Source organism: Emcibacter sp. (genome assembly GCF_048269205.1).
Lineage (GTDB): Bacteria > Pseudomonadota > Alphaproteobacteria > Sphingomonadales > Emcibacteraceae > Emcibacter.
The window spans coordinates 84,233-110,465 of the sequence record NZ_JBLXJC010000004.1; the positions used below are offsets into that span (position 1 = coordinate 84,233).

A 26,233-nucleotide genomic window follows, 5' to 3' on the forward strand; every position below is an offset into this window, starting at 1 on the left:
TTGCAGCCGAAAAGAACAGGGAGACATCAGGGTGATATTCTTTTCCAACAAAAACCGGCCTTTTGATCTGGGGCCCTATGCGCTGGAACGGTTGCCTCGCGACCCCTCGAAGATATCTGCGGAACAGGCCCGTCTGAAAGGTTGCCGGAAGCCCTCTCGCGTGGTCAATGACGGTACGCTATCCCGGGCCATCGAAAAATATCATGCGCTGTTTCGGACTTTTAGCGAGCGACCACCGGCCGAAAGCAGGGCGCCGCTGCCGGATGACCCGCGCCGACTGGTCGCCGATATGAAGGGTGGCGGCTATTTCCTGGATGCCAGCCACATGGGGATCTGCGAACTTTCCGACAATTGCTGGGTGGAGGGAGCAGAAATACGGCCGCACAGCCATGCCATCATCGTGCTGGTGAAATATGGCCGTACCCCCGAGGAAGGGACATTGGCGCGGAACTGGGTCGCGGGGAACGAACATGCCGCCGCAGCGCTTCGGGCCTGTGAAATTGCCGCCTGCCTTGCAGGCCAGATCAATGTCTATGGCTGGGCGGCCCGGGTGCATGACGAGGCGGGAGAAATGGACCTGGATCGTCTCGCGGTGCTGGCTGGCCTGGCGGTGCGTCAGGGGGACAAAATTGCAACCCCCTATTTTGGCGAGAATTTTGCGCTGGCCGCCGTCACTACCGACTATGGGCTGACACCCGATGTGCCGCTGGCGGACAGGGCTTTGAAGACGGCTCGTGGGCTCGGCTATTATCTCGGCGCAGGCGGTGCGGTACCGGGCATCGAATGGGATCGCCGGGAAAAGCGCGCCAGTCACATGAGCATCTATCCCATGGAAGACGTGCAGCGGGTGGAGGAGCCCACCACACTGATCCTGGAAGACGAGGTGCCACGGGTGCCCAAGCGGGCGGCCTTTTTCGAGCGGGCCTTGCGCGGCGATCTTGGCGACAAGGCGAAAAAGGAGCGCGGACGTTTTGCCTTTAAGCAGCCGCTGGCCTGGTCCATGCTGGGGCCGATCCGGGACATGGTGCCGCTGCAGGAGGGCGATGTGGCTGTCCGGCAGGACGGGGTTTGTCCTGATGCGGCTGAAAACAGCCGCGCCGTAAAGTCCCTCGCCTATTTCCTTGGCGCCGACCTGGTCGGCATCTGTGAAGTGCCGCGCTACGCCTGGTTTTCCCATAAGGAAGACGGCCGGGAAATCATGCCCTATCACAAATATGCGGTGGTGATGCTGATCGATCAGGGATATGAGACCATGGAAGGGGCCTCGGGCGATGACTATATTTCCGGACCCCAGTCCATGCGTGCCTATATGCGGGGCGCGGCGATTTCCGGGGTGATGGCCGACCACCTGCGCGGCCTCGGTTTTTCCGCCCGGCCCCAGACCAATGCGGATTCCGATGTATTACATATCCCGCTGATCCTTAAGGCGGGCCTGGGGGAGCTCTCCCGTATCGGCGAACTGGTGCTCAATCCCTTTGTCGGGCCCCGGTTCAAGTCAGTGGTCCTGACCACTGACCTGCCGCTGGAGACTGACAAACCCATTGATTTCGGCCTGCAGCAATTCTGCCGGAGCTGTCTTAAATGTGCCCGGGAATGCCCCTGCGATGCCATTCCCTGGGGCGATACGGTGATGTTCAACGGTTATGAAATGTGGAAGATCGATGCGGAGCGCTGTACCCGCTACCGGCTTACCAACCAGCGCGGGGCTGCGTGCGGGCGCTGTATGAAAACCTGTCCGCTCAACAAGGTGGTGACCTGGGAGGGGGATTTGCTGACCCGGGTCGCCAGCTGGCTCGGCATTCACGCGAAACCCCTGAAGCCGCTGATGGCGCCGGTGGCGGCCAAGATGGATGATCTGCTGGGCCACGGCAGCCGCAACCCGGTGAAAAAATGGTGGATCGATCTGGAGGTTGTTGATGGCGAGGCGATTCTGCCGCCGAAAGGGGTTAATGAGCGCGACCTTGACGTGGACCGCAAGCTTGACCCGGCGAAACAGAAGATCGCTTATTACACAGCCGATATGATGCCGCCGCCGGACCGCTATGAAGACCCTTTTCCGGTGGATCGCAAGGCCGCCCTGGCCATGGCGGAAAAGCTGGAAACCGTGGCGGAAGCCCGGGCAAGGAAGAAGCGGGGCGGTGTAAAACCGGCCCATTATGACCCCGCAGACCCGGAAAAGATCAGGTCGGACGGCTGAGGGGCGCCGGACTGAAATTGCCGAATGAGGTCAGCACGTAAAGTATCAGATTGAGGCCCTGACCCAGGGCACCCGCTGCCACGAACATGCCGGCCACCCGGGCTTCGGGGGCATCGACAAAACCGGTCATGGACAGGCATAACCCTAGGAAAACCAGCTCTGAATTGGGCAGGAACGGGATCCGGGTCAGCACCATCTGGGCGGTGATCAGCAGAATCCAGGTGGTGGCGGGGACCTCGGGCAGGACGATGGACCACTGCAGGATCTGGAGCGCCAGCACCAGAAACAGCCTTGTGATATGCACCATAAGCACCTTGCCTACGATGGTCATCGGCAGAGCCAGGATGTGCCGCCGGAAACGGATCACCACCGGCACCAGGATAAGGGTGATCACTGCCGCCAGCAGCAGATAGCTGGTGACAGAAGGATCGGCGTTGGTGATGATTTTCAACTGGCCGGTCAGAAAAAACAGGGCAAGCAGAAAGACGGTCATGCTGTTGGAGGTCAGCGCCGACAGGATATTATTATCCTTGACCGTGGAAAATATCTCTTTTTGTGAAAGTCCGAGCCTGGGGATCGCCCAGAAACAGAGATAGGCCTCGCCGGAATAGCCCATCACGCCTGTATTGAAAATTTTCTTGCGGATGAAGACAGGAAAGCAGCGCCACAACTTCACCTTCCAGATCATTTTGTAAATGAACAGCTCGCTGGTCGGCTGACACAGATAGATGATAAAAAACAGCGCATAAAAGAGCGGCTCGGCGGGCAGCTCATGCCGGATTTCCGTCCAGCCGATTTGTCCCACCCGGTGGATCAGATAGAAAAATACCAGCAGGGTCAAAAACCATTGCAGGATTTTCAATATCCGGCGGATGGCCGGTTTCTGCATGCCGTTTTGCGCCGCCGTCGCCAGTTTTTTAATACCCGCAATCTGCTTTTCATTCATCACGTTCAGCCCGGCCTTGTTGCCTTGAGGGTCAATTGCTTGTCATGCAGGATGAAAGCGTCATCGGTGGAGACCAGAAATTTTTCCAGAAAGGGCGCGGCGCCAACCCGAAGGATCTCCTTCGTCAGCAGTTGTATATGTCCCCGGTACTGGCGAAACAGGCCTTCCCAGAGCACATTCTGGTTCCTGGGGTGCCGGTCCGCCAGGTGGGCAAGCTCCCCCCGGGCCAGGTCAAGCCAGCGGGTGAAAAATTCCCTGCCCAGGGCGTTGTTGCGGATAATGCAGAAACCCGCATTGGGCAGCAGCCATGTGCCGAATTTCATGGCGCCGCGCGGGTTTAGCGGCAGGGGAATGCCGAGATAGCGGGAAATATCCGCCGGAAAATAGATATCCTTTCCCGGATGGTTTCTCAGAATATCCTCGAATCTGACGTCCTCCCGCAGGATAATGCTGTCCGCATCAACCTTGATCAGCCAGTCGGCGTCACTCTCATCAAAGCGGCGGCGCATCATCTCGATCATGCTCCAGTTGATATGCATGTCGGGGACAAGCTGCTTGTCGCAAACGATAAAATTATAGCCGTGCCGGTTGCAATAGGCCTGCCACTTCTTTTTTGTTTCTATGGCGTAATAATCTATGTTCGGTGTGGCCAGCATCAACACATCAATTTTGAGCGGCCGGGTATTTTCGTCAGTCATTTTCTTTCTGGCCATTCTTCTTTTTTATCAGGGTCTCATAGTATTGGAACAGCTGCCGAAAATGTTCCAATGGTGTAATGACTTTGCGGCCTGCCGCTTCAAGGGCGGCTTTGTGCATGTCTTCCGGATCTCGCAGCAGCAACCGCTGCAAGGCATCTGCACAGTCCGTACTGTCCCCGGCCCTGTATAATTCGGCATATCCGGGTTCGGCGAGATCGGCAGCCCCGCCAATGCTTGGCACCACCAGCGGCAGGCCGGCACAGAGCCCCTCTGCAATCACCAGGCCATAGGTTTCCGCAGCACTGCCATGCAGCATGCCATCCGCGCTGGCGAGGATTTGGGCAAGCTTGTCCCGGTCTTTTTCAAAGCCGGCAACAAAGGATCCCCTGTATTTTCCAGCCTGCCGGTCAACGGACCGGCGGGTCGGGCCGTCGCCAATGATATAGAGCCCCGCCGGGCGGATCCGGTTGACCCGGTCGATGGCCTTGATCATACATCCAATACGTTTTTCCGGGTGATGACGGCTGACAGTGACGAAAAGGCGGCTGTCGGGATCGGTAATGCCGCATTTTTCAAGCAGTTCCCGGCGCAGGCCTTCCGATTTTCTTTCCGGCGAGAAAGCGGTGCCGTCGATCCCGAGGGGAATGGCGTGGGCGTTCCCGATACCGAATTTCTTTAGCCTTTCGCCAAGCCAGTCTCCGGCGACGATGGTGGTGTCGAAGCTACGGGCGAGCTTGCGCAGATAGGCCCAGAACCAGAAAAACATCCGGTCAATCGTTTCGATTCCGAAAAGACCGTCCAGAAATGTATGCGGGTAAACCGCCACGGGATCCTGGTGAAAAAAGAAGGATTTTACCGCCTTGCTGCCTTTATTTCCGGGCCAGCTGGCTGCAATCCAGCCACCGCGCCAGGGCGAGGATCCCTCGATCACATCCGGTTGCTCCCGGTCCAGAATGCGGTGGATCTCGTCCGCTTTCCAGAACAGGTGATAGCGCTTGTCTAGGGGAATGGGCGGCGCTTCCACCCACTGGATACGCCCGCCCTCGCGTTCCTCTTCCCGGGTTTCCGGGCCCGGAGCAATGATCAGGCAGTCATGACCCGCCTCTTTGGCGGCAGCCAGCTTTTGATGGATATAGGTACGTACACCGCCGCCCTGATCGCTGTAAAATTCGGCGATATCCACAAGCTTCATGACGGGACGTTTCCGGGCAGCGGGTCGGTGACGACGGGCAAGGCGGAGATGACCTGTTCCTGGGTCTCCTCCGGCAGGTTGAGGATTTCGATGTAATGTCCCAGAAGGCCCCGCATGACGTTTTCCCAGTCGAACCTGAGGGCCTTGACCCGGGCGGCCATTCGCATGGCCGTGCGCCGGTTGGGAGAGCCGATCAGCTCTTCCGCCGCCTCCACATATCCCTCCGGGTTGTCCGGATCGATCAGATAACCGGTCTCACCGGGCTTGACCAGGCAGCGGCTGCCGCTGGCATCGGCGCAAATGGCCGGCAGGCCGCAGGCCATGGCTTCCAGGGTGACATTGCCAAAGGCTTCGGTGATGCTGGGATTAAAGAAAATATCTGAAGAGGCATAGGCCCGGGCCAGTTCTTCACGATGCAAAAAGCCGGTAAAGAGAGCGTCGGGCAGCATTTTCTCCAGCTTTTTCCGGGCCGGGCCGTCACCGACAATCAGAACCCGGTGGGCAAGGCCGCGTCGTTTCAGCCGGTGGGAGAAATCCGCCAGCACATCCAGTCCCTTCTCCAGCACCAGGCGACCGACAAAAGAGATGACCACTTCGTTATTCTGTATTCCCAGGGACTGGCGCCAGTTGAGGTCGCGTTTTTCCGGATTGAACAGGTTTGTCTCGACGCCCCGGCTCCAGATCCGGATATCCCGGGCCAGATCATTTTGCTCAAGGATTTCCGCCACGGACTCCGTAGGCACGTAAACATGGTCGCAACGCTGGTAAAAATAGCGCAGATATTTCATCAGATATTTTTCCGCCCAGCCCAGGCCGTAATATTGCAGATAGGTTTCATAACGGGTGTGAAACGAAGCGACAACCGGCAAGCCGTGTTCCTTGCCGTATTTCTGGGCCGAATAGCCCAGATAATCCGGAGCGGACAAATGGATGATATCGGGATCAAAGGCGTCCAGCCTCTTGCGGACATCCCCGGTCAGCCCCAGGGCAATCCGGTACTCGCCGCGTCCGGGCACGGGGATGGAGGGGACGGAAAGCAGGGTGCCGGCAAAATCACGAATGGCCGGTGTATCCGTGGTCGGGGAAAAAATCAGAACCTCGAATCCCTTGCGCTCCAGATAGGCCACCAGCCGGTTCAGGGCCAGGGCTGCGCCATCCTTGATGTAATTGTAGTTGCCGGAAAAAAGAGCCACTTTCCGGCGCCGCCGGCTTGGATTCCTGCCCGCTGAGTGGTGGTTCTGAAAACCCCGGTTCATTGGCTGCCTCGGTTTCTGTTCGATACCCAGGTTATCGGTAGAACGGCAATATGAAACAAATATGATAGTTGCCGCTGTTTTCCGGTGTAACGGTTACGCGGCCGCTTTGTTAACCATGGGGGTGCGAAAACCGGGGATTTTTTGGGCAGACTCTTCCTTGACAGATAGTCGGGGCATGGCTTAGAAGTTCGTGTATATATGATTATATTGCATATCAGGATCAAGCCGTCCGTCCTTTGGGAAAGGGGCGATAATAATCGGTAGTTTGATATCAATTAAGTAGCAGCAATGGGAGACGTGACAGGCCGGAACGACGGTGTGTCTTGTTGGCTGATCGGTATTCTCCGTGATCTTTATTTCTCCCTGTATTTTATTTTTAAGAGAATAGAAAAAGATATTCTTTTCAAATCTGTAGGGAAACGGACGAATGAATTTGAATGCACCTGAGAATGTGAAAAACCAGGCCCTGATCGACTGGGTTCAGGAACTGGCGACCCTGTGTGAACCCAAGGACATCTACTGGTGTGACGGTTCCAAAGAGGAATATGACCGACTGTGTCAGGAACTGGTAGACCAGGGCGTCTTCATCAAACTGAATGAGGAAAAACGCCCCGGATCTTTTCTCTGTCGTTCCGATCCCCGTGATGTGGCCCGTGTGGAAGACCGCACATTCATTGCCAGTGAAAGGGAAGAAGACGCCGGCCCGACCAACAACTGGCGGGAGCCAAAGGAACTGCGGGCGGAAATGACCGGTTTCTACAAAGGTTGCATGCACGGCCGCACCATGTACGTGATTCCCTTCAGCATGGGGCCGCTGGGCTCCGATATCGCCCAGATCGGTGTGCAGCTGACCGATTCTCCCTATGCGGTGGTCAATATGTATATTATGGCCCGCATCGGCACCAAGGTTCTTGATATTCTGGGCAACGGCAACTTTATCCGTTGCCTTCATTCTGTCGGCCACCCGCTTGAAGAAGGCGAACAGGACGTGGCCTGGCCCTGTAACCCCGACAACCGTTATATCACCCACTTCCCGGAAACCCGCGAAGTCTGGTCCTTCGGTTCCGGTTACGGCGGCAATGCCCTTTTGGGCAAGAAATGTGTGGCGTTGCGCATCGCTTCCGTGATGGCCCGGGACGAGGGCTGGCTTGCCGAACATATGCTGATTGTGGGTATTGAAAATCCGCAGGGCGAAAAGACCTATGTGACCGGCGCTTTCCCGAGCGCCTGCGGCAAGACCAACCTGGCCATGCTGATTCCGCCGGAAGGCTATGAAGGCTGGAAAGTCTGGACTGTGGGCGACGATATCGCCTGGATCAAACCCAAGGAAGACGGTCGTCTTTATGCCATTAATCCGGAAGCCGGTTTCTTCGGTGTGGCACCGGGAACCTCTTATGATTCCAATCCGGCGGCCATGGAAACCATCCAGAGCAATACCATCTTCACCAATGTGGCGCTAACCGATGATGGCGACGTGTGGTGGGAAGGCATGGGTGATGCCCCTGCTCATCTGATTGACTGGCAGGGTAACGACTGGACACCCGGTTGTGGTCGTCCGGCAGCGCATCCCAACGCCCGCTTTACCGCCCCGGCCAGCCAGTGCCCGAGCATCGACCCGGCCTGGGAAGATCCCAAGGGCGTGCCGATTGACGCCTTCATCTTCGGCGGTCGTCTCAGCAAAAACTTCCCGCTGGTCTATGAAGCTTCCAACTGGGAACAGGGTGTGTATATGGCGGCGACCATGGGCTCCGAAGCCACCGCCGCCGCCGACAACCAGGCGGCGATCCGCCGCGATCCCATGGCTATGCTGCCCTTCTGCGGCTACAACATGGGTGATTACTGGAACCACTGGCTGAGCATGAAAGATAAGGCGACCCATTTGCCGAAAATCTTCCGGGTCAACTGGTTCCGTAAAGATGAAAACGGCAAGTTCATGTGGCCGGGCTTTGGCCAGAACATGCGTGTTCTGGAATGGGTCATCGGCCGTATCAAACAGGAAAAAAATGCCGAAGCCGGTCCGCTTGGCGATATTCCCTCATTTGGGGACCTGAATTGGGCCGGACTGGATTTCGATCAGAACGCCTTCAACAAACTCATGGACTTTGAAATTGAAGGTCTTGAGAAAGAAGTTGAGGAAGTGATCGGTCATTTCCAGCAGATGGGCGATCGGCTGCCCCAGGCCCTTGAAGCCGAACGCCAGCAGGCCAAGGCACGTCTCAGCGCCTGATCTTTCCTCTGAAGAGAATTTTGAAGAAGGTCCCCTCGTTCGGGGGCCTTTTTATTTGGCCTGAGTGTCGTTCGGTCCCTGCCAGCGGGTCACAAGGCCGGTTTCCAGGTCGAACAGGTCCAGCACCCGGCCCACCGAATGATTGACGATATCGTCGATGGTTCCGGGTTTTGTATAGAAAGCCGGCATGGGCGGGGCAATGATGGCGCCAAGCTGGCAGGCCTCATACATCAGTTTGCAGTGGCCCGTATGCAGCGGGGTTTCCCGCGGCATGATCACCAGCCGGCGCTGTTCCTTGAGGATCACATCTGCCGCCCGGGTCAGCAGGCTGTCGGCCCGGCTGTGCACAATGTCGGAAAGAGTTTTCATGGCGCAGGCGGCAACGATCATGCCGTCTGCCCTGAAGGAACCGCTGGCGATACTGGCGGCCAGGTTCGTATCCTTGTGCACCACGTCGGCCAGCGCTTCCACTTCTTTTGCATCGAGGTCCGTTTCCAGGCCGATGTTCATGCGGGCGGTGGAGGTCATGACCAGATGGCTTTCCACCTGGTCCAATGTCTTCAGGGCTTCTAAAAGCCGAATTCCGTATATCACGCCACTGGCGCCGGCAATGCCGATGATGAGTTTCACTTTCTTGTCCATGTTTCAGCCTTACACCCTCGTGCTGAAGTTTGCAACAAGGCTCTCTGTGATCTTCTGTAGGGATTTTTACGTATCAGAAGCTAAAGAGGATTAAAGGATGATCATCTGGATTACCGGGGCCGGCAGTGGCCTGGGACGTGAACTTGCCCGCCAGTATGCGGCGGACGGGCACCGGCTTGTGGTTTCTGCACGCACGGCAGAGAACCTGGATTCCCTTGCACGGGAGTGCAGGGACATGCCAGGAGAAATCATCGCTCAGCCCTGTGATGTAACGGATCGTAGGGCTGTGACCGACTGTGTCCGCAAGATGGTTACAGAAGCGGGGGTGCCGGACAGGGTGATCCTCAATGCCGGCACTCATATTCCTTCGTCCCTTGATCGGTTTGATGCGGATATTCATCAAAGGCTGATGGAGGTCAACTATATGGGCGTGGTCCATTGCCTGGAAGCAATATTGCCAGCCCTGCAGGAAAGACAGCATGGCCAGATTGCCATCGTCTCATCCCTTGCCGCCTGGCGCGGTCTGCCTTACGCAGGGGCTTATGGGGCTTCAAAGGCGGCCCTTGTTACCCTGGCAGAATCCCTGAGGCCGGAACTGGCCCGGACAGGGATTGACCTGCGCCTTGTCTGTCCGGGATTTGTCCGTACCCCCCTGACGGACCGCAATGAATTTCACATGCCGTTGTTGATGGAGACGGGGGATGCCGCCGAAGCCTTTCGGCGGGGGTTGGAAGATAACAGGTTCCGTATTGTTTTTCCCCGCCGTATGGCATGGGTCATGGCACTGCTCAGAATATTGCCGGACAGGCTCTTTTTCAGGCTCAGTAGCAAACTCCTCAGGTCGGACGACAGCTAATCCTGTTTCTCAAAACACAGAAAGACAGTGCCAATGTGAAAGCCCCAGCGATAGGCCCGGGCTCTGTTAAGCAGCCGTTTCTCATCCATGAGAAACATCTGGTCGTCAAAGCGCACGGTCCAGATTTTAGTTCCTACTTCCAGCTTGAATTCATAGCTCCAGTGAAAGCGATGGCCATCTGTCTGGCCAGCTGCTTCGCCAATGACAGCTGAGCAGGTCGCCTTATAGTCACGTTCTGAGAGCTTGTAAAAGGTCCAGTTGCGGCGATCGGTCTTGCCATCCCTGTAGGTGAATTCCTCGGTCAGAAACAGGCTGCTGTTGCGCGTTTCTCCCACGGTGCGCCCATGGAACTCATTTCTAACCCTGCCAAAGCGATCCTCGAAAATGCCTCGGGCCAGAGTGGTGCCGGAGAAAAACTCTTCCAGCTTCAGAGGCGGATAGATCGTACTATTTTCCGACACAGCTTTTTTTGCCTCGAACAGTACATGCATCAGTTCTGCCTTTCGAGAATGAAATGGGAAACATCTATGGTCTTGCGGTTAAAACCGGCCTCGCAGTAGCAGAGATAATAGTCCCACATGCGCAGGAAGCTTTCCGGATACCCCAGGTCCCGGATTTCTGCCTGGCGGGACAGGAATTTTCCCCGCCAGCGTTTCAGGGTTTCCGCATAATCCGTGCCGAAATCCTGCTGGTCTGTGAGAATGAAGCCGTTATTTTTGGCCAGGAGGCTGACTTTTTCCGGCGACGGTAGCAGGCCTCCGGGGAAAATATACTTCTGGATGAAATCGCTGTTGCGCCGGTAATCCTCGAACCGGTCGTCCGCGATGGTGATAATCTGTAGTCCGATGCGGCCGTTTTCTTTCAACAGGCGGGACAGGCGGTCGAAATAGACGGGCCAATGTTCTTCGCCGACCGCCTCGAACATTTCTATGGAGACGATGTGATCAAATCTGCCGTGGATATCCCGGTAGTCCTGATATCGAAAGTCGCACAGGTCTTCGAGTCCCGCGTCGCGGATATGTCGCCTGGCCCGTGACAGCTGCTCCCGGGACAAGGTCACGCCGGTCACCCGGCAGCCATAGGTTCCGGCGGCAAATTCCGCAAATCCGCCCCAGCCGCAGCCGATCTCAAGCACATGATCGCCCGGCTTCAGACCCAGGTTATCGGCCAGCCGGCGGTATTTTTCCTTCTGCGCCGCTTCCAGGCTGACCTCGGGAGAGGCAAAACAGCCGGCAGAATAGGTCATACTGCGATCCAGCCACAGGCTATAGAAATCATTACCCAGGTCGTAGTGGTAGGCGATATTGCGACGGCTGCCAGACCTGCTGTTGCGTCGTATGAGGTGCAGGAGGCGGTTCCATAACCGGTAGATCCGGTTTCCACCTAGGCGTTTCCGGAAATGGGCGAGATTTCCGGCAAGCAGGCTGAGTAGCCCGGGCAGGTCTGTTGTATTCCAGTCTCCGTCAATATAGGCTTCGGCGAACCCTATGGCCCCGCCCCGCAGAATACGTCTCAGGGCACGGTAGTTTCTGAGCTCCATGCTGGCGCCAAGATGTTTGTCCCCTGCCCCCTCCAGTACCAGATGACGGTTGCCGGGCAGATAGATTGTCAGGCGCCCGCTGTGCAGGGCCTGCCCAAGCCGGCGTCCCAACCGGCGAACGGAATACGGCGCATTGTCCAGGGTAATCTTTTGCCTTTGGTCCAGGGTGTCCACATTACTGCTCATGACCGTACTCCAGGGGTTTTTTGCCGGATAGTTCAAATGTACCTTGAGATGACGGTCCAGGCGGCACCGGTCGTCTGAAGACCTTCAGTTTCCTGAGCCAGAGCTTCAGAGCTTGCCAGTGGATGGCGCCAATCACCTTGAAGCTTGCCGGCGGCAGCGTAAAAGCAAGCCGTAACAGGGCCCGGGAGGAAAGCTCCTGCCGTCGACCTTTCAGCGAGGCATAAAACAATAGCCTGTCATCCTTGTCCTGATAGCGGATGCCAAGATCGGCTTTCTCGTCCGGAAACTTGTTTCGGAACCGGTATGTTCCAGTGGTGTCGAAAAAGGGCGAAACATGCAAAAGCTTGCTACAGCCATGTTGCCGGGTCACGCTTTCCTGACGAAAGACATAGCTGTGCCGGTCTCCAAATGTATTACTGACCTCATAGATTACGGCGGTCAGCCTGTGGCTGGTATCAAGGCAATAGTAGACGGACAAGGGGTTAAACACATAACCCCAGACCCGTGGCTGGGTGAGCAGGAAAATCCTGTGTGCCCTTTCTCCGCCTGACTGGCACAGCAGTTTCTGAACATGCTCTGCAAGCGGTGTTTCGCCACCGCTGCCATAGTCCTTTTCATGAAAACTGATAATGTTTGGCCGGTTCAGGGAAAACAGCCGGTAGCGACGGTCCAGTTCAGCCAGTTCGTCCAGGTCAAACAGGAAAGAATAACTCCCATAGCGGAATTCATGCAGGACCGGGTGATATCTGAGATGATGGATGACAGTTTTATAGAGGCGGCTGTTCATGATCCGGCGCCTTCCACCACTCGTTGCGTGAGTTCATCTTGCAGGCCGATGCGGGCATTCTGGCGGGGTCGACACCAGGGACGCGGTACGCCGCTCAGCAGTTCCGCCACAGCAAGGCCCGACTGCAGGCCATCTTCATGGAAACCGGCCCCGAACCAGGCCCCGCAATACCAGGTATTCCGGTTGCCCTGCAGGGACCAGAGCTGCCTCTGGCACGTCAGGGCCCGCTGGTCGAAAAGAGGGTGGCGGTAGCTGATTTTACGCCAGACCAGTTCTTCACGGATTTCCCGGTCCGGATTGAGGGTCACCAGAACAGGCCTTTCCGTTGGCAAGGACTGCAGCAGGTTCATCCAGTAGGTGACACATAGGGATGAGCCGTCTTTGTTTTCTCGGCCACCAAGATAGTTCCAGCTTGCCCAGGCAGCGCGGCGGCGCGGCATCAGGGAAAGGTCGCCATGCACCCAGGCCTCATTATCCTGATAGGGGAAAGCGGAAAGAAGATTCCTTTCCGGTTCTGTAGCGTCCTGTAGCAGGGCCAGGCTGTCATCCGCATGGCCAGCCAGAACAACATGGTCAAAAATTTCGTCCCCCCTGTCGGACATGATCAGAACCTTGTCATCAAGACGGCGGATGCCGTGTACTTTTGTGTCCAGATACAGCCTGTCCTCAAACGGCTTTGTCATACGCTGGACATACTCGCGGCTTCCGCCTGAAACCGTTCTCCATTCCGGACGGTTTTTTAACTGTGTCAGTCCATGGTTCTGGAAGAAGGCAAGGAAGGCTTTCAGGGGATAGTCAAGGATGTCCTGCTGGCTGCAGGACCAGATGGCGGCCCCCATGGGGGCCAGATGGTTATTGATGAAGCCCGCACTGAAGGATTCTTTTTCCAGGAAGGCGCCCAGAGACAGGTTCTGGTACTCCGCGTGTTCCAGATAATCGGGACATTGCCGGTAAAACCTCAGGATATCCTTTACCATGCGCCAGAAGTCGGGGCGCAACAAGTTTCTTTTTTGGGCCAGAAGCCCGGCAATGCCACTGCCGGAATATTCCATCCAGCCATTGTCCAGTGATATGGAAAAGGACATATTTGTTGTCCGGGTCGGCACGTTCAGAAGCTCAAAAAGGGCCACAAGGTTGGGGTAATTGAGCGGATTATAGACGATAAACCCCGTGTCCACCGGCAGTGATCTGCCGTCGATATCCAGGTCAATGGTGTTGCTGTGCCCGCCCGGAGTGCCGTTCTTTTCAAACAGGCTGACCCTGTGGGTGCGCGATAACATCCAGGCACAGGCAAGTCCCGAAACGCCGCTGCCGATGACAGCGATCTTCAGTGGTTTATCCACCGACGGCAGGGAGACAGGGAACTCTTTTCCGGGTGTAATATACATGGCCAGCTATTCCGACATTTCATTGCAGTAGTTTCTGTTACGGGATAGGCTGGCTGACGGATCATATTTACACAGCGGATTTTTTATTCTTTTGTGATCCGGAAGGGAAAGCCTGTCGTAACAGGGGCATGACATATAGCCCTGTGGCAGAAACAACGGACTTGCTCACGACATCAGTTGCCGTGGTTCCCGCTCCGGCCGCTGTGGAGACAAAGCTAAACAATCCGGTCAGTGCCGACAGGCGCAAAGACGTAAGGAAAAAAGTCCCGCTGGAGGAGAAAAACATTACCGGGGATCGGGAACAGGAGCTAGGAGCCGGATTGCTTGAGCGGATCTCGAAGGACCGTGACCGGGAGGCCTTTATCCGTCTCTATGAACTCTTCGCCCCGCGGCTGAAAAGTTTCTTGATGGGCCGCAAGCTGGACGAGCAGCAGGCTGAAGACCTGATGCAGGATGTCATGCTCAAGATATGGCGCAAGGCGGGCAGTTACAATGCGCAGAAAGCCAGGGTCTCCACCTGGATTTTTACCATAGCCCGAAACAGCCATATTGATAAAATCAGGCGGCAGAAGGTTATCGAAGTTGATGCTGATGACCATTTGCCCGACCTGGTTGATGAAAATGAAACCGATGAATTGGTGGCCGCCGGGCAAACCGCTGACGCGATCCGGCAGGCCATTGATGATCTCAGGCCCGAACTGGGCGAAGTGATTTCCAAGGCGTTTCTCGAAGAAATGTCCCATACGGAAGTCGCTGAAGAGCTGGGCCTGCCGCTGGGCACGGTGAAGTCACGCATTCGACTGGCGGTCAGCAAACTGAGACAGTCGCTGAGAGAACATAAAGAGACAATATCATGAGTAATGGTTTGGTCACAGATGAATGGATTTTGTCCTATGCGGCCGGCGGCCTTGACCAGGGTCATGCCCTGCTGGTGGCCACCCAGGCGGCTATGCGTCCGGAGATCCGGCGCAAGGTCAGTGAAGCAGAAGCAGTGGGCGGCGCATTTTTGGAAACCTCGAAAGCTGTCCCGGTCAACGACGGGTTGCTGGGTAAAATACTCGAGCGCTTGCCGGATGTGGAACCGGAAGAACACATACAGGATGATATCCCAAGCCTGCCGGCGCCGCTGGCGGACTATCTTGGTTGCGGGCTTGATGACCTTGACTGGCGCTTCATGGGACCGGGTCTGAAGAATGTGCGGCTCTGGACCGGACCCCATGATGAACGGCTGTGGTTGCTGCGCGCCAAAGGCGGAATTACCATACCGGAACATGGTCACCGCGGTGTAGAGATGACTCTGGTGCTGCGGGGCAGCTATCATTGCGGCAACGAAACATTTTTGCCGGGCGACATGGATATGTCCGATGATGACAAGACCCACCAGCCGGTGATCAATCCCGGCGAGGATTGTATTTGTCTGGTCCTGACCGAAGCGCCGCTCAAATTCAATTCCCTGATGGCCCGACTGGCCCAGCCGCTGATTGGATTGTAGCACCTCTATTTGCAATTGTGTATTTTGTCTCAGGGAAAGGGCGACATTCATATTGTATTGTCCAGTGGTTTTCGTTTAGGGTCTGGGTCTGAAATCAACATTCTCTCCGGGAGGCCTCTTAATGGAACTCAAGAACCAGAATTTGATCCGGATGAAATCCTATATCAACGGCCAGTGGGTTGAGGCGGATAGCGGCAGTTTATTCGCCGTTACCGACCCGGCATCCGGCGCCGAACTTGCCCGGGTTTCCGACTGTGGGGCTGCCGAAACGGTCCGGGCCATCGAAGCGGCCGAGACCGCCTTTGCCGCCTGGAAACTGACCACGGCCAAGGAACGGGCCGCTTTATTGCGCCGTTGGTTCCAGTTGATAATGGATAATCAGGAAGATCTGGCCCTTCTCATGAGTGCGGAACAGGGTAAACCGTTGGCGGAATCCCGCGGCGAGATTGCCTACGGCGCCTCTTATCTGGAATGGTATGCAGAGGAAGCGAAGCGCGCCTATGGTGATGTGATCCCGACCCCTGCGGCGGACAAGCGTATTGTCACGCTCAAACAGCCGGTCGGGGTGGTGGCCTCCATTACGCCCTGGAATTTCCCGAGCGCAATGATTACCCGCAAGGTGGCCCCTGCTCTTGCGGCAGGATGCACCATTGTCGTCAAGCCCAGTGAGGAAACGCCGCTTTCCGCCCTGGCGCTGGCGGAACTTGCCGAACAGGCCGGATTGCCCGCGGGCTGTTTCAATGTGGTCTGCGGAACTGACGCCGCGGCTATTGGCGGAGAAATGACCTCCAGTCCCATTGTGCGCAAGATCAGTTTCACCGGCTCTACCCGGGTCGGCAAGCTGCTTCTGGAACAGTCTGCGAAAACAGTGAAAAAAGTCTCCATGGAGCTCGGCGGCAATGCCCCGTTCATCGTCTTTGATGATGCGGATCTGGACGCGGCGGTGGCCGGCGCCATGGCCAGTAAATACCGCAATGCGGGCCAGACCTGTGTCTGCGCCAACCGTCTTCTGGTGCAGGACGGCGTTTATGATGCTTTTGCCGCAAAGCTGGCCGAAGCCGTGCAAGGCCTGAAGCTGGGGGCTTATACCGAGGAAGGCGCCACCACAGGTCCGCTGATCAACCGGGCGGCGGTGACCAAGGTGGACGGGCTGGTGAAGGACGCTCTGGACAAGGGGGCGACGGCGTTGGCCGGCGGGGTAGGCGGTGAAGATGACAGCCAGTTTTACACGCCAACCATCCTCACCAATGTGACCCCGGAAATGGATATCTTCAACGAGGAAATTTTCGGTCCCGTGGCGCCGCTCTACCGGTTTGAAACCGAACAGGAGGCCATCGAGATGGCCAACGACACGCCTTACGGCCTCGCCTCCTATTTCTATGCCCGGGATATGGGCCGCATCTGGCGGGTCAGCGAGGCACTGGAATATGGCATGGTGGGGATTAACGAGGGAATTATCTCCAATGAAGCCGCCCCATTCGGCGGCGTCAAGGAAAGCGGGATTGGCCGCGAAGGCTCCCGTTACGGTCTCGACGACTATATGGAACTGAAATATCTGTGCATGGGCGGGATCTAGCCGACCGTCTCCTGTCTGGAAACTATTAATATTGGTAGTATCCGGATTGTCAGCTTCGGGCGGGGCTACTGCCAATATTCGCCCCCGCCTACCAATTATAGCTTTTGCCTTTAGGTCTTGCCGTTCTCCATACTCTGTACACGAGTTGCAGATATGGAGAAGGTCGGATGAGAATAGGTGTTGACGTTGGCGGGACAAATACTGACGCAGTCCTGATGGACGGGCGGAAAGTTGTCGCTTCCAGGAAAACCCCCACAACCGAAAATGTGAGTGACGGCATTGTCAATGCCATAACTTCGGTACTGGAACAATCCGGTACGACGGCCAGCACCGTCAAATGTGTCATGATCGGTACTACCCAGTTCACCAATGCTTTTGTGGAACGCAAGCACCTGGTCGAGGTCGGGGTGATCCGGCTGGCGCTACCGGCCAGTCGCGGTATTCCGCCGTTGACCGATTGGCCTGAAGATATTCGGGATGTAATCGGGGACAATATAGAGATGGTCCGGGGCGGCTATCAGTATGACGGTCGCCTGAACAGCGAATTTGACGAATTCGGATTTCGCGCTGCGGCCCGGCGCCTGAAGGAGAAAGGCCTCAGGGCGATTGCCGTCTCCGGTCTGTTTTCCCCGGTCAATAGCGAGATGGAGGAACTGGCAGAGCAGATCCTGCTGGAGGAAATACCCGACTGTACGGTAACGATTTCTTCCCGTATCGGCCGTATCGGCCTTATTGAACGGGAAAATGCGGCGATCATGAATGCCAGCCTGGCGGAATTGTCGGTGCGGGTGGTTTCTTCCTTCCGCAAGGCCCTTGCGGACCTGGGGATTAGCGCGCCCTTTTTTATCAGTCAGAATGACGGTACCCTGATGAAGGCGGATTTTGTTGAAAAATATCCGGTGCTGACCTTTGCCTCCGGCCCGACCAACAGCATGCGGGGGGCGGCCTATCTTTCCGGGCTGGATGATGCGCTGGTCGCGGATATCGGCGGCACCACCACGGATATCGGCATGCTGGTCAACGGCTTTCCCCGGGAATCCTCCATGACCGTGGACATCGGCAGTGTGCGCACCAACTTCCGCATGCCTGATGTGTTTGCCCTTGGCCTTGGCGGTGGTTCCCTGGTGACCAAGGACGACGATCCTGCGGTCGGGCCCAGATCCGTAGGCTTTCGCCTGATGGATGAAGCTCTGGTCTTTGGTGGCAAAACCCTTACCGCAAGCGATATTGCCGTGGCGGCGGGGTATGCGCAGATCGGCGCGGCGGAAAAGGTTGAGGATCTGGACAGCGACCTGGTCCGGAAAGCGGTTAAAAGAATTCACGCCATTGTCGCCGACGGGATTGACCGGATGAAAACAAGCGCCGATCCAGTGCCGCTGATTCTGGTCGGCGGCGGCGCTGTGCTGATCAGTCAGGATATCCCCGGGACAACTGAAACCATCATTCCCGACAATGCCGGTGTGGCCAATGCCATAGGTGCTTCCATTGCCCAGGTGGGCGGTGAGGTTGACAAGGTCTATTCCTACGATCAGGTGGGTCGCGATGCCGCCATGGATGAAGCCAAAAGGGAAGCAACGGAAATGGCTCTGGCAGCCGGGGCCGCCCCTGATACCGTCCAGGTCGTGGATATTGACGAAGTGCCGATAGCCTATATGCCGGGCGGCTCTGTGCGTCTCAGGGTGAAAGTAGCCGGCGAACTTGATTTGGATAAAGTGACAAGGATGGACTCATGAAGCTGGAATTGACGGATCTGGAGGATTTTGCACGCGGTGCGGCGTTTCTCGGAACAGGCGGCGGCGGCGATCCCTATATCGGCAGGTTGCTTGCCCGGCATGCCATCAAACAATTCGGCGTCCCGAAAATCATCGAGCCGGACGAACTTGCCGATGATGCCCTGGTGTTTGCCATTGCCATGCTGGGCGCCCCGACAGTTCTGGTGGAAAAAGCCGCCTGCGGCGACGACATTGATCTGGCCATTGACAAGCTGGCCGAGCGTATCGGGCGCCGGCCGGATGCATTGATTCCCATAGAAATCGGCGGAATCAATTCGACCGTGCCGATTGTGGCTTCAGCCCGGACCGGCATTCCTTTGGTGAATGCGGACGGCATGGGCCGTGCCTTTCCGGAAGTGCAGATGGTGACCTTCAATGTTTACGGTCATCCGCCCACACCCATGTCGGTGGTGGACGAGCATATGAACGCGGTGGTGGTGGATGCGCAGGATGCGAAAACGGCTGAGAACCTGGTTCGTTCCATGGCCATTCAGATGGGCCTCAGTGTCGTGACCGCCAACTATCCGGTGTCCGGCGAGGTCGTGAAAAAATATGCGGTGAAACACACCCTTACCCTGGCCCTGGAAATCGGCCGGGCCATACATCGGGGGCGCCAGGAAGGAAATCCGGTGGAGGTACTTGCCGACTATCTCCGGTCCACCGACTATTATCGGCACTGCAAAATTCTCTATGATGGCAAGATCACCGACATCAGGCGGGAAACCACCCGCGGCTTTTCTGTTGGCCATTGCCGCATTGATCCCCTGACGGGCGCCGGAGACCCGATGGAAATTGTTTTCCAGAATGAAAATCTGGCCGCCCGAACCGGCGGGCGGACTCTGGCCATGGTGCCTGACCTGGTTTGTATCGTAGATCGGGAAACGGCCGAGCCGGTGCCGGTTGAATCCCTTCGTTATGGCCAGCGTGTCAAGGTCATTGCGGCAAGTGTGCCGCCGATCATGCGCACCCCCGAGGCGCTGGCGACATTTGGCCCCCGGTGTTTTGGCCTGGAGGAGGATTATATCCCGATCGAGGAAATCCAGGAGATCTGACGGCAAAGGAGAGGCAATTGACGGAACTCGCGCGGGTGTTATATTTATGCCATGAGTAACGATGTTCCCCAGGTTCCGGTTGACCCGATCCCCTGGCTGGTTTCGGCCAAGGTTGTCCCGCCCAGAAAAAATTCTGTGCTGGCGGAGCGAATATCCATACTCGATCGTCTTTCAGGGCATAAGGAAAGACGGGCAACCATTCTGGAGGCCCCCGGGGGTTTCGGAAAAAGTACACTGCTTGCCCTGTGGCGCAGCAGGCTTTTACAGGCCGGTGATCGGGTTGCCTGGTTGACGCTGTGTGCGGAAGACACCGGCGGTACCCTTGTCACCTATCTTGCTTATGCCCTGCATATGGCGGGACTGGATGTTGGCGACACCGGGCTTCTGACAAACAGTAATTCAGTTTCTGATGACTATATATATAATCTCAATCTTCTGATCGGTGCGCTGCAGAAGGCGGGAGAAAACGTCACTCTGATCCTGGATGATGTGGAGCTTGTGGCCGAAGAGGAGGCGCTGCAGGTTCTGAATGTGCTGTGCCGGCATGCCCCGGAGAATCTTCACCTTGCTGTTGCCTTCCGGCGCAATCCCGGCTTGCAGTTGAGCAATCTGTTGCTGGATGGCGCCGCCATTCGATTGACCGCCGAGGAGATGCGTTTCTCTGCCGAGGAAGTGGCCGAGTTTTTTGATCACGCCCTGTCCCGGGCTGACATGCAGACGGTGCTGGACCGCACCGAAGGATGGCCGGTTGCCCTGCGTCTGCTGAAAGGCGGTACTGCAGGCGGGAGCGGCGATATAGATCGCATCCGCCTGTTTTCGGGGGAACGTGGCCTGGCGGCCGAATATTTCGCCGAGCAGGTCTTTTCGAGGCTGTCCGAAGCAGAACAATCCTTCCTGCTCGATGTCTCTGTTCTGGAATGGCTCGAGGTGCCTTTGATCGATGCAATCAGGGAATCAAGCGATGCGAGACGGATCCTGGATACCCTGTCCCATCTTGAGGGGGTCATTGTGTCCCTGGACGCCCAGGAGGAAACCTATCGCCTGCATGCCCTGTTCCGGGAATTTTTATTGAACAGCCTGCAGCGGGATAACATCCGGCATTATATGGATCTTCAACGGCGGGCCGCCCGTGTCCTGGCCGGGAGAAGTCGTCTTCTGACGGCCCTGCGGCATGCCAACCAGGCCGGCGACAACCAGCTGTTTGGCGAAATACTGGAACAGGCAGGTGGTATCCGGATCTGGCTCCGGGAGGGCATGACCCGCATATTGCAGGCGGTACGGATTATGGATGACCGGGTGGTTCAAACATTTCCGAGGCTTGCCTTTCTCAAATGTGTCGTGGCGATGAAAGCAGGTCACTTACGGGATGCCCAGGTCCTGTTCAAGCAGATCGAGCAGCAGACAGATGGTTTCCTCCGTGACCGGGAAGGCGGAGATGACAAGGCGCTTTACCAGGAACATATTTTTGTCCGTTCGACGTTGGCGGCCTATGGCTGTCACACCCTGAGTGACGAATTGCTGTCCGAGCTTCTTCCGGAAAATATGGATTCTCCGCAGGATGACGCCATTACCCTCGGCCACCATAAAACGCTGTTGTGTGTCGCCAATAACCAGCGGGCTGATTTTGCAAGATCCTGGCGTTTCGGCAAAGAGGCCATCGAACATTTCCGCCAGATCGGTTCCGTTTACGGGGAATTATTTATCGATTTTCATTTTGGATCAATTTGCATGGTGCAGGGGGAGCCGCATGACGCCGCTGGCCATTATGCCCGGGCCCTGAAATTTGCGCGCAAACATTTCCCCCGGGACCAGGGCATCCAGCTGGTGGGCGATATTTTGACGGCCGAGCTGGATCTGGAACGTAATCTGGTCAAACGGTTCAAGCGCAAACTCAATAACATTATTCAGCGCCTGCACGGCAGTGAAGCGTGGTTTGATATCTATGCCGCAGCCTATGGCGTTGTCGCCGAGGTTATTCTGGAGGAGGAAGGGTTTGAGGATGCGCAGGCTTTCCTGCGGGAGGCAACCGAAAGGGCCGAGGAGCAGGGCCTGACAAAATTATCCAGTTATCTGGCGGCCTTGCGGGTTTCCATTTTGCTGGCCGAGGATAATCTGGAGCAGGCAAGAATTCATTATGAAAAGAGCGGACTGCCGACGACGCCAGCCGCTATCTTTGATCTCGAGGGTAACAGTTGGCGCGAGGCAGAAATTATCGGCTGCACATATCTCCAGCTTCAGATGTCTTCCGGAAAGTTTGACACCGCCCGGGACCTTGCCCGGCAATTCCTGTCCTTTGCCGAGAACAGAAACCTGGGGCGGGCTCTCGCCCGGGGGCTTGTGCTGGCGGCGGTTCTGGAAAATGCTGCCGGCAACAGGGAGGCGGCGCTGATATACCTCGGCCGGGCGGTAAAACAGATAAAATACAGTGAATATGTCAGGCCGTTTGTCAGGTTCGCTGACCAGGTTGGTCACCTCCTTCCCCTGCTTGCTTCTGAAACCGAAGACGAGGAACTGAAAATTCAGGCAGAGAAGATCGCAACTCAACTGAAAATATCTGGTGAGACAAGTGAAACCGGGCAATTTTTCAGTCATCGGGAGATGGAGATCCTGCGCGGCCTTGACCGGGGATTCCAGGACAAGGTGATCGCCAAGGCGTTGAATGTCACGCCGCATGCTGTCAGGTACCATCTGAAAAATATTTACGCCAAGACCAATGCCTCCAATCGCATCCAGGCCCTGAACAAGGCCAAAAAGATGGGCGCGTTTTCCACTCCGGGCTGACCGGTTGCCCCGGAACTATCTTTTTTGCCCGGAACTATCTTTTTTGGTAGTCACTGTTTTTAGGCAAGCATCTCCCCGACTACCTGTTTTATCTGAAATCTACCGAAAGCTTCCTTTGCGGGCCCTTCAGGGGAACTGTAATATTCCATTTGTTTGTAATTGTATTCCGGTGCCGGAAGACCCTATCAGGAGGAGTTCCATGACCAAAGTTATTCACATTGTCACGCCGATTATCACCCGGGGAATCCGGTCCCTGGACGATGTTGCGCCACTGGCGGAAGAGAACAATATTGAATTCCGTCATTCCCTTCTGGACAAGGGACCTTCCTCCATCGAAAGCGAGTATGACGAGGCCCTGGCCGTGCCGGATACTATTGTTAAATGTGTTGAGGCGGAAAAGGCTGGCGCCGATGCCATCATCATTGACTGTATGGGAGACCCCGGGCTGAAGCCTTCGCGTGAAATGGTATCGATCCCCGTTCTGGGGCCGGGGGAGACGAGCATGCATGCCGCGGCCATGCTGGGGCATAGATTTTCGGTGGTCACGGTTCTCGACAGTGTCGTGCCGATGTTGCGCAACCTGGCGAAGATCTATGGCGTGTCAGAAAAGCTGGCATCAGTCAGGTCCATCAATATGCCGGTTTTGGAAATCGAGAAGGATTTTGAAAAAACCCAGCGCCTTTTGGCGGAGGATTCACTCAGGGCCGTGAAAGAAGACGGCGCAGATGCGATTGTGCTGGGCTGTACCGGCTTTCTGGGCTGTGCAGAGAAGATTACAGCATTGCTGAAGTCGGAAGGCTATGACATTCCGGTCATCGATCCCATTCCGCTGACGGTCATGGCGGCCCATGCGCTGACCACTGTGGGACTTTCGCACAGCAAGAAGACCTATGGGAAGCCTCGTGACAAGGAGGTTATAGGATACTGAAATTCATCGGCAATTTCTGGTACTGTATGTCGATGGAGGCCGGGGCCGGTGGCTCCGGCCTTTTAGTGCCTGCTCATCATGATGATGCGTTGGTGCTGCAGATCATGAAAAACTACTAAGAATGGTAGTGGGGTATGAGGGCGAAGATGACAGGGGTACTACCGCTTTTTCTTGCCGACTACCGGTATTCCCGGTTGAAGAACAAGGGGTGCAGAAGGCAAGCTGTTCACTGAAGTCACAATCAATAAATTGCCCCCAAGGGGAAGTCGTAAGTTTAGTTCAGGAGAGGAAACTATGCCAACCATATCAACATCACTGACCAGAGCACTTATGCTCTCCACCTGTGTGGCGACCATGGCCATTTCAACAACCCCCGCCTTTGCGGCGGAGCAGGAGGCGGACAGCAGCTTCACACTGGAAGAAATCGTGGTGACTGCCCGCAAGCGGGCCGAAAGCCTTCAGGAAACCCCGATCGCCATTTCCGCCTTTTCCGCCGCCGCGCTGGAAGACCGTGGTGCGGGAAATATCAATGACGTGGCCAATTTCGTGCCCAACCTTCAATATTCTTCGTCTGCTGCCGGTACGGTCGGCGCCTCCTCCTTTGCTGTCCGCGGTATCGGGCAGAGCGACTTTATCACCACCACCGAGCCGGGTGTCGGTGTCTATCTTGACGGGGTTTATCTGGCCCGGGTGACCGGCGCCGCCCTTGATCTGGCTGATGTGGAGAGGGTCGAGGTTCTGCGCGGTCCCCAGGGAACCCTGTTCGGCCGTAACACCATCGGCGGGGCAGTCAGCGTCATTACCGCCAAGCCCACTGGCGAGCTGGGCGGCAAGGCCGAGGTCACCGTCGGTAACCACGCCCGTTTCAACGGACGTTTTTCTGCGGATTTCCCGATTGTGAACGATGTTCTGGCCGGCAAGGTGAGTTTACTGACCAAGAATAGTGACGGCTATGGTTATGACAACGACCCGGCTGGTGGTGCCGGCAACCTTGGTGAAGAGGGCGATGTGGCGGGACGTCTGCAGCTTCTCTATACGCCGCAGGACAATCTATCCTTCCTGCTGTCCGGGGATCATACCCGCCGGCGCGGGACGATTATGCCGCTGGGCCGTGTAGGCTATGTGCAGAATGCCGCAAATGCGGCGTTTGATGACGGCGGTAGCAATTCCCTGGTCTCAAATGACGACCCCAATGCGGTGCGGTTTGATACTCCGGCAAAGGATGAAATGGATGTGTACGGCATTTCCCTGACGTCTGATATCGGCCTTGGCGATATGGACCTTAAGCTGATTACCGCCTATCGGGAGCAGTCCGGCCTTTCCGGACAGGATTTTGATGGTGGATCCTCGCCCATTCTCAACCAGTTGATTGACAGCGAGCAGGACCAGTTCAGCCAGGAAATCCAGCTGACCGGCACGGCCTTTGATGACCGGCTGGAATGGCTTGCCGGCGCATACTATTTCCGGGAAACCGGCCAGTTTGACCAGGACGTTGTGCTGGGTGGCGCACCGGTTCTCATCTATACCGGCAGCACGACGGACTCTTATGCCCTGTTTGCTCAGGGGTCCTATAGCCTGACTGAAAAGCTGAGCGTGACCGCGGGTCTGCGCTGGACCAGCGAAAAGAAAGCCGTTGATGTGGATACGTTCTTCGGCCCCTTCCAGCTTGTGGATGAAGTCCGGGACGAGACCTTCAGTGCGATCTCTCCCAAGGCCAGTATTGAATATCAGGCCACTGACGACATGATGGTCTATGCCTCTATCGGACGGGGTTTCCGCTCCGGCGGCTTTAACGGCCGCCCGTTCGCACCGTCCGATCTGTTTCCCTTTGATGAGGAAACAACCACGGCCTATGAAGTGGGGGTCAAGTCGGACTTTTTTGACCGCAGGCTGCGTCTTAACATTGCCGGTTTCTATACCGACTATAAGGACATCCAGCTGACCGCCACGACCCAGAATGACCTTGGGCAGTTCATCGTCCTGACGGCCAATGCTGGCAAGGCGGAAATTTACGGTATCGAGGTTGAGGTCCAGGCCATGCCGGTGGATGGTCTGTTTGTCTATGGCGGTCTTGGCTATGCGGATAACGGCAACCTTGATCCCCAGACCGGCTTCACCTTTGACACCAGCGCCGGCAAGAACTTGCCCGGGGCCTCGGAATGGACCCTTAGTGTTGGCGGTGATTATCGCTTCTCGGTCGCGGACGGATGGGCCGCCATGATCGGGGCCGATTATTCCTGGCGCAGCGAGTATGATCACCAGGCCAGTAACCAGTCAGAGACGGTCCGCGAAGACGGCTATGGCCTGCTTAATGCCCGCCTGTCCGTGGGCCCGGATGATGAAAGCTGGAAACTGACGTTCTACGGCAAGAACCTGACTGACGAGGTTTACCGGGTTTACGGCCAGGACTCCATGTCTTCCCAGGGTGTCGCTGTGGCCTGGTTCGGCCCGACACGGGAGTATGGTGTCACGCTGGGTTTCAATTTCTAGCCTTGTACCGTCCGACTTTCGGGTGAGAAGACAATAACCAATGTCTGAATGTGTAAAAATTTTTTACACATTCAGATAAATCTTATGAAGGGCAAGGCCTAAATATGGCACTTTCCAAGGGGTTTTCCATTCTGGCATGGAAATTGCTTAAGAGATTGAAAATGAACAGTAATGCACAATTGAACACCGGAAAACTCTAGTTGCCGGTACAAATATTGTAGACCCAT

20 protein-coding genes are annotated in these 26,233 nt (G+C 56.3%); 11 read left to right on the forward strand and 9 right to left on the reverse strand.

The window, feature by feature from the left end; genetic code table 11:
• The first annotated feature begins 31 nt into the window (after positions 1-31).
• Positions 32-2,197, forward strand: coding sequence for a Fe-S protein (locus ACN0YD_RS14175; RefSeq protein ID WP_417320896.1), 2,166 nt, complete (start codon positions 32-34; stop codon positions 2,195-2,197).
• Here the strand turns inward: ACN0YD_RS14175 and ACN0YD_RS14180 are convergent.
• The 4 genes from ACN0YD_RS14180 to ACN0YD_RS14195 are packed head-to-tail and all read right to left on the reverse strand — an operon-like array spanning position 2,181 to position 6,226.
• Positions 2,181-3,143, reverse strand: coding sequence for a hypothetical protein (locus ACN0YD_RS14180; RefSeq protein ID WP_417320897.1), 963 nt, complete (start codon positions 3,141-3,143; stop codon positions 2,181-2,183). The two genes, ACN0YD_RS14175 and ACN0YD_RS14180, sit on opposite strands and share 17 nt — an antisense overlap.
• Positions 3,144-3,148: 5 nt before the next feature.
• Positions 3,149-3,841, reverse strand: a complete 693-nt coding sequence (locus tag ACN0YD_RS14185; protein WP_417320899.1) for a hypothetical protein — start codon at positions 3,839-3,841, stop codon at positions 3,149-3,151.
• Positions 3,834-5,033 carry a glycosyltransferase gene (locus ACN0YD_RS14190; protein ID WP_417320901.1) on the reverse strand — a complete coding sequence of 400 codons (1,200 nt, stop codon included), beginning with the start codon at positions 5,031-5,033 and terminating at the stop codon, positions 3,834-3,836. The genes ACN0YD_RS14185 and ACN0YD_RS14190 overlap by 8 nt, the downstream gene beginning before the upstream one ends.
• The gene (locus ACN0YD_RS14195; protein ID WP_417320903.1) at positions 5,030-6,226 is read right to left on the reverse strand and encodes a glycosyltransferase family 4 protein; all 1,197 of its coding nucleotides are present in this window, start codon (positions 6,224-6,226) and stop codon (positions 5,030-5,032) included. Before ACN0YD_RS14195 ends, ACN0YD_RS14190 begins: the two co-directional genes overlap by 4 nt.
• A gap of 490 nt (positions 6,227-6,716) precedes the next feature.
• Here ACN0YD_RS14195 and ACN0YD_RS14200 point away from each other — a divergent pair, with 490 nt between their 5' ends.
• Positions 6,717-8,516: a phosphoenolpyruvate carboxykinase (GTP) gene (locus tag ACN0YD_RS14200; protein WP_417320905.1), complete on the forward strand. Its 1,800-nt coding sequence runs from the start codon at positions 6,717-6,719 to the stop codon at positions 8,514-8,516.
• 51 nt (positions 8,517-8,567) lie between these two features.
• On the opposite strand, the gene ACN0YD_RS14205 is transcribed toward ACN0YD_RS14200, so the two are convergent.
• The gene (locus ACN0YD_RS14205; RefSeq protein WP_417320907.1) at positions 8,568-9,158 is read right to left on the reverse strand and encodes a UbiX family flavin prenyltransferase; all 591 of its coding nucleotides are present in this window, start codon (positions 9,156-9,158) and stop codon (positions 8,568-8,570) included.
• Positions 9,159-9,255: 97 nt separating this feature from the next.
• On the opposite strand from ACN0YD_RS14205, the gene ACN0YD_RS14210 reads away from it, so the two are divergent.
• Entirely contained in the window at positions 9,256-10,014 is a 759-nt protein-coding gene (locus ACN0YD_RS14210; protein ID WP_417320909.1) for an SDR family NAD(P)-dependent oxidoreductase, read from the forward strand.
• Here ACN0YD_RS14210 and ACN0YD_RS14215 read toward each other — a convergent pair.
• From ACN0YD_RS14215 to ACN0YD_RS14230, 4 genes are read right to left on the reverse strand one after another with little or no spacing between them, the layout of a single operon-like run.
• A complete protein-coding gene (locus ACN0YD_RS14215) occupies positions 10,011-10,505 on the reverse strand; it encodes a DUF3833 family protein (protein ID WP_417320911.1) in 495 nt (164 codons plus the stop codon). The genes ACN0YD_RS14210 and ACN0YD_RS14215 overlap by 4 nt on opposite strands.
• The gene (locus tag ACN0YD_RS14220; RefSeq protein ID WP_417320913.1) at positions 10,505-11,740 is read right to left on the reverse strand and encodes a class I SAM-dependent methyltransferase; all 1,236 of its coding nucleotides are present in this window, start codon (positions 11,738-11,740) and stop codon (positions 10,505-10,507) included. The genes ACN0YD_RS14215 and ACN0YD_RS14220 overlap by 1 nt, the downstream gene beginning before the upstream one ends.
• Entirely contained in the window at positions 11,730-12,527 is a 798-nt protein-coding gene (locus ACN0YD_RS14225; RefSeq protein ID WP_417320915.1) for a DUF1365 domain-containing protein, read from the reverse strand. The genes ACN0YD_RS14220 and ACN0YD_RS14225 overlap by 11 nt, the downstream gene beginning before the upstream one ends.
• Positions 12,524-13,915, reverse strand: coding sequence for an NAD(P)/FAD-dependent oxidoreductase (locus tag ACN0YD_RS14230; protein ID WP_417320916.1), 1,392 nt, complete (start codon positions 13,913-13,915; stop codon positions 12,524-12,526). Before ACN0YD_RS14230 ends, ACN0YD_RS14225 begins: the two co-directional genes overlap by 4 nt.
• Before the next feature lie 128 nt (positions 13,916-14,043).
• Here ACN0YD_RS14230 and ACN0YD_RS14235 point away from each other — a divergent pair, with 128 nt between their 5' ends.
• The 8 genes from ACN0YD_RS14235 to ACN0YD_RS14270 all read left to right on the forward strand — a co-directional run bounded on the left by ACN0YD_RS14235 (position 14,044) and on the right by ACN0YD_RS14270 (position 26,006).
• Positions 14,044-14,772, forward strand: coding sequence for a sigma-70 family RNA polymerase sigma factor (locus tag ACN0YD_RS14235; protein ID WP_417320918.1), 729 nt, complete (start codon positions 14,044-14,046; stop codon positions 14,770-14,772).
• Complete coding sequence (locus ACN0YD_RS14240; protein WP_417320919.1) at positions 14,769-15,407, forward strand: ChrR family anti-sigma-E factor; 639 nt, start codon at positions 14,769-14,771, stop codon at positions 15,405-15,407. Before ACN0YD_RS14235 ends, ACN0YD_RS14240 begins: the two co-directional genes overlap by 4 nt.
• A 121-nt stretch (positions 15,408-15,528) precedes the next feature.
• Entirely contained in the window at positions 15,529-16,983 is a 1,455-nt protein-coding gene (locus tag ACN0YD_RS14245; RefSeq protein ID WP_417320921.1) for an NAD-dependent succinate-semialdehyde dehydrogenase, read from the forward strand.
• Between the two features lie 167 nt (positions 16,984-17,150).
• The gene (locus ACN0YD_RS14250; protein WP_417320923.1) at positions 17,151-18,716 is read left to right on the forward strand and encodes a hydantoinase/oxoprolinase N-terminal domain-containing protein; all 1,566 of its coding nucleotides are present in this window, start codon (positions 17,151-17,153) and stop codon (positions 18,714-18,716) included.
• The gene (locus ACN0YD_RS14255; protein WP_417320925.1) at positions 18,713-19,807 is read left to right on the forward strand and encodes a DUF917 domain-containing protein; all 1,095 of its coding nucleotides are present in this window, start codon (positions 18,713-18,715) and stop codon (positions 19,805-19,807) included. Before ACN0YD_RS14250 ends, ACN0YD_RS14255 begins: the two co-directional genes overlap by 4 nt.
• A 51-nt stretch (positions 19,808-19,858) precedes the next feature.
• On the forward strand, positions 19,859-22,588 hold the full coding sequence (locus ACN0YD_RS14260; RefSeq protein ID WP_417320927.1) for a LuxR C-terminal-related transcriptional regulator: 2,730 nt from the start codon (positions 19,859-19,861) through the stop codon (positions 22,586-22,588).
• A 199-nt stretch (positions 22,589-22,787) separates the two neighbouring features.
• A complete protein-coding gene (locus tag ACN0YD_RS14265) occupies positions 22,788-23,516 on the forward strand; it encodes an aspartate/glutamate racemase family protein (protein ID WP_417320928.1) in 729 nt (242 codons plus the stop codon).
• 294 nt (positions 23,517-23,810) lie between these two features.
• Positions 23,811-26,006 (forward strand): TonB-dependent receptor, encoded by a 2,196-nt coding sequence (locus ACN0YD_RS14270; protein ID WP_417320930.1) that lies wholly within the window; start codon positions 23,811-23,813, stop codon positions 26,004-26,006.
• The last annotated feature ends 227 nt before the right edge of the window (positions 26,007-26,233 follow it).

Bases quoted from the DNA above. Each gene is read 5' to 3' on its own strand.
- ACN0YD_RS14255 (WP_417320925.1), top strand. From the start codon at position 18,713: ATGAAGCTGGAATTGACGGATCTGGAGGATTTTGCACGCGGTGCGGCG.
- ACN0YD_RS14190 (WP_417320901.1), bottom strand. From the start codon at position 5,033: ATGAAGCTTGTGGATATCGCCGAATTTTACAGCGATCAGGGCGGCGGT.
- ACN0YD_RS14185 (WP_417320899.1), bottom strand. From the start codon at position 3,841: ATGACTGACGAAAATACCCGGCCGCTCAAAATTGATGTGTTGATGCTG.
- ACN0YD_RS14215 (WP_417320911.1), bottom strand. From the start codon at position 10,505: ATGCATGTACTGTTCGAGGCAAAAAAAGCTGTGTCGGAAAATAGTACG.
- ACN0YD_RS14200 (WP_417320905.1), top strand. From the start codon at position 6,717: ATGAATTTGAATGCACCTGAGAATGTGAAAAACCAGGCCCTGATCGAC.
- ACN0YD_RS14205 (WP_417320907.1), bottom strand. From the start codon at position 9,158: ATGGACAAGAAAGTGAAACTCATCATCGGCATTGCCGGCGCCAGTGGC.
- ACN0YD_RS14230 (WP_417320916.1), bottom strand. From the start codon at position 13,915: ATGTATATTACACCCGGAAAAGAGTTCCCTGTCTCCCTGCCGTCGGTG.
- ACN0YD_RS14180 (WP_417320897.1), bottom strand. From the start codon at position 3,143: ATGAATGAAAAGCAGATTGCGGGTATTAAAAAACTGGCGACGGCGGCG.
- ACN0YD_RS14270 (WP_417320930.1), top strand. From the start codon at position 23,811: ATGCCAACCATATCAACATCACTGACCAGAGCACTTATGCTCTCCACC.
- ACN0YD_RS14220 (WP_417320913.1), bottom strand. From the start codon at position 11,740: ATGAGCAGTAATGTGGACACCCTGGACCAAAGGCAAAAGATTACCCTG.
- ACN0YD_RS14265 (WP_417320928.1), top strand. From the start codon at position 22,788: ATGACCAAAGTTATTCACATTGTCACGCCGATTATCACCCGGGGAATC.
- ACN0YD_RS14260 (WP_417320927.1), top strand. From the start codon at position 19,859: ATGAGTAACGATGTTCCCCAGGTTCCGGTTGACCCGATCCCCTGGCTG.
- ACN0YD_RS14210 (WP_417320909.1), top strand. From the start codon at position 9,256: ATGATCATCTGGATTACCGGGGCCGGCAGTGGCCTGGGACGTGAACTT.
- ACN0YD_RS14235 (WP_417320918.1), top strand. From the start codon at position 14,044: ATGACATATAGCCCTGTGGCAGAAACAACGGACTTGCTCACGACATCA.
- ACN0YD_RS14245 (WP_417320921.1), top strand. From the start codon at position 15,529: ATGGAACTCAAGAACCAGAATTTGATCCGGATGAAATCCTATATCAAC.
- ACN0YD_RS14250 (WP_417320923.1), top strand. From the start codon at position 17,151: ATGAGAATAGGTGTTGACGTTGGCGGGACAAATACTGACGCAGTCCTG.
- ACN0YD_RS14240 (WP_417320919.1), top strand. From the start codon at position 14,769: ATGAGTAATGGTTTGGTCACAGATGAATGGATTTTGTCCTATGCGGCC.
- ACN0YD_RS14225 (WP_417320915.1), bottom strand. From the start codon at position 12,527: ATGAACAGCCGCCTCTATAAAACTGTCATCCATCATCTCAGATATCAC.